Origin of the sequence: Burkholderia sp. E168m23 (genome assembly GCF_016586125.1) — a bacterium.
GTDB lineage: Bacteria > Pseudomonadota > Gammaproteobacteria > Burkholderiales > Burkholderiaceae > Burkholderia > Burkholderia orbicola.
The window spans coordinates 1-2,370 of the sequence record NZ_BCPP01001036.1; the positions used below are offsets into that span (position 1 = coordinate 1).

3 protein-coding genes are annotated in these 2,370 nt (G+C 68.6%); 1 reads left to right on the forward strand and 2 read right to left on the reverse strand.

The window, feature by feature from the left end:
• Positions 1-266 (forward strand): DNA glycosylase AlkZ-like family protein (locus JMF90_RS33640; RefSeq protein ID WP_201326041.1); only part of this gene is annotated, 266 nt, incomplete at its 5' end.
• Positions 267-287: 21 nt separating this feature from the next.
• On the opposite strand, the gene fabI is transcribed toward JMF90_RS33640, so the two are convergent.
• Together fabI and JMF90_RS33650 are read right to left on the reverse strand one after the other, a co-directional pair.
• On the reverse strand, positions 288-1,088 hold the full coding sequence (fabI, locus tag JMF90_RS33645) for an enoyl-ACP reductase FabI (protein ID WP_011547282.1): 801 nt from the start codon (positions 1,086-1,088) through the stop codon (positions 288-290).
• Positions 1,089-1,116: 28 nt separating this feature from the next.
• Positions 1,117-2,238, reverse strand: coding sequence for an alpha/beta fold hydrolase (locus JMF90_RS33650; RefSeq protein WP_011547281.1), 1,122 nt, complete (start codon positions 2,236-2,238; stop codon positions 1,117-1,119).
• Positions 2,239-2,370 lie beyond the last annotated feature (132 nt).

Here is a 2,370-nt window from a genome sequence, read left to right on the forward strand (position 1 = left end):
CCGAGCACAAGCGGCGCTACGGCTATTTCTGCCTGCCCGTGCTGCATCGCGGCCGGCTGGTCGGCCGCGTCGATGCGAAAGCGCATCGCGCGCTCGGCACGTTCGAATTGAAGGCCGTGCACGTCGAGCCGGGCGTGCGCTTCGGCGCCGGGCTCGCGGCCGACGTCGCGAAGGCCGTGAAGAAACTCGCGGCGTGGCACGGCACGCCGGAGGTGACGGTCGCACACGCGCCGCCGACCCTCGTGGAAGCATTCACGCGCACCTGAACGCCGCATTCCGCCGGTGCGTCAGGGCTCGTTCACGCTCATGACGGGCTTGCGCTGGCCCTGGCCGAGCACGTGCATGCCGGCGTCGATATAGTGCGTGCCGCCCGTGATCGCCCGTGCGCCGTCGCCGGCAAGAAACGCGCAGAACGCCCCGACGTCGTCGATGTCGAGCGCGTGATGCAGCGGCGCCCGGCGTGCGGTGTCGTCGAGCAGCCGGCCGAAGTCCGGCAGGCCCGACGCCGCGCGCGTCGGCAGCACGCCCGGCGAAACCGCATTGACGCGAATGCCCGCCCCGCCGAGTTCGGCCGCCAGGTACCGCACGCTCGCTTCGAGCGCGGCCTTGACCGGCCCCATCACCCCGTAGTTCGCGACGACCTGCTCCGCGCCGAGATAGCTCATCGCCATCAGGCTCCCGCCGCGCGTCATCAGCGGCTCGGCGAGTCGCGCCATCCGGATGAACGAATGGCACGACGTATCCATCGCCAACGAGAAGCCTTCCGGCGAACTGTCGACCACGCGGCCTTGCAGATCGGCCTTGGGTGCATACGCCACCGAATGCAGCACGAAGTCGATCGCGCCCCATTGCACCGCGATCGCGTCGAACACCGCCGCCATCTGGTCGGAGCGCCCGACGTCGAGCGGCATCCGGATCGGCGCGTCGAGTTGCGCGAACAGCGGCTCGACGTGCGGCAAGGTCTTGTCCGACTGCCAGGTCACCGCGAGCGTGGCGCCCGCCCGGCAAAACGCGCGTGCACATCCCCACGCGATGCTCTGTCCGTTCGCGATGCCGACGACGAGCCCCCGCTTGTGTCGCAATGTCATGTCGCCTCCCTTGTCGATCCGCGTGGGCCTAGCGCTGCGCCGCGATCCATCGCGCGATGTCGGGCCACACCGTCGCCAGCGTGCGCGTCCCCATGAACATGCCTATATGGCCGCCCGGCACGAGCCGGCTCTCGATCCGCGACGCGGGCGTCCCGAGAAGATCGCGCGCGCCGAACACCTGCTCCGGCGTCGTGATGTCGTCGGCCTCGCCGGCGAGCAGATAGACCGGGCACGCGACGTCCTTCAGGTCGAGCGTGCGCCCGAGCGCGACGAACGTACCTTTCGCGAGCCGGTTCTCCTTGAAGATCTGCACGATCGCCTGCAGGTACCAGCGTCCCGGCAGGTCGATCGGGCTTTCGTACCAGTTCGCGAACACCTCGCGCTTGCGCAGGTATTCCGGATCGTCGAGATGCTCGTACAGGTCGATGTGCTCGGCGAGATAGTGCTGGTCGGGATGCATGTTCTTCCAGCCGCGCAGCATGAAGCGCCCACGCATCAGCCCGCCGCCCATCGCGACGAGTTCGTCGTAGAACGCCGTCGGATACGTGTGCACCATCCGCTTGATCGGGCCGTCGCCCGCGTCGGTGTCGATCGGCGAGCCCGCCAGCACGAGGCTCGCGACCTTGTGCGGGAAACGTGCCGCATACATCGCCGACATCCAGCCGCCCTGGCACAGCCCGACGAGATTCACGCGGCCGCCGAGTTCGTCGACGCACACGTTCAGCTCGGCCAGATACTGGTCGATCTCGAGGTCCTTCATGTCCTCGGTGGCCGAGCGCCAGTCGGTCAGGTACACACGCGTCACGCCGTGCTCGCGCAGCGTCTGCATCAGGCTCTGCCCCGGCTGGTAGTCGGCGATCATCGCGCTGTGTCCCGCGTACGGCGCATCGACGATCGTCGGCAGCCCGTGCGCCGGCGCGGCCGAATAATCGCGAAACGTCATCGTCCGCAGTTCCAGCAACGGCCGGTTCGGCGATGCCAGCGCCGGATGTGCTTCGAAATGGAGCTTCTCCTCTTCCGCGAGAAAGCGCAGATTGCGCGCCGCGATCTCGGCGCCGGCCGCGAACATCGCCGTGGCGGCAGCCATCGGCCAGAAAATCGGCAGCGCGGGGGCGCTGACGGCGGGAGAAGGCGTGTCGCGTGCTGTCATCGAAGGTCTCACCGGGTCGGATACGGCGTGGAGGGAATCGCGTCGTCCAGCACGCGGCGCGTGTGGCGCGCGATCATCAGGTTCTCGTCGGTCGGGATCACGCGCACCGTCACGCGCGACGCGTCGCTCGAA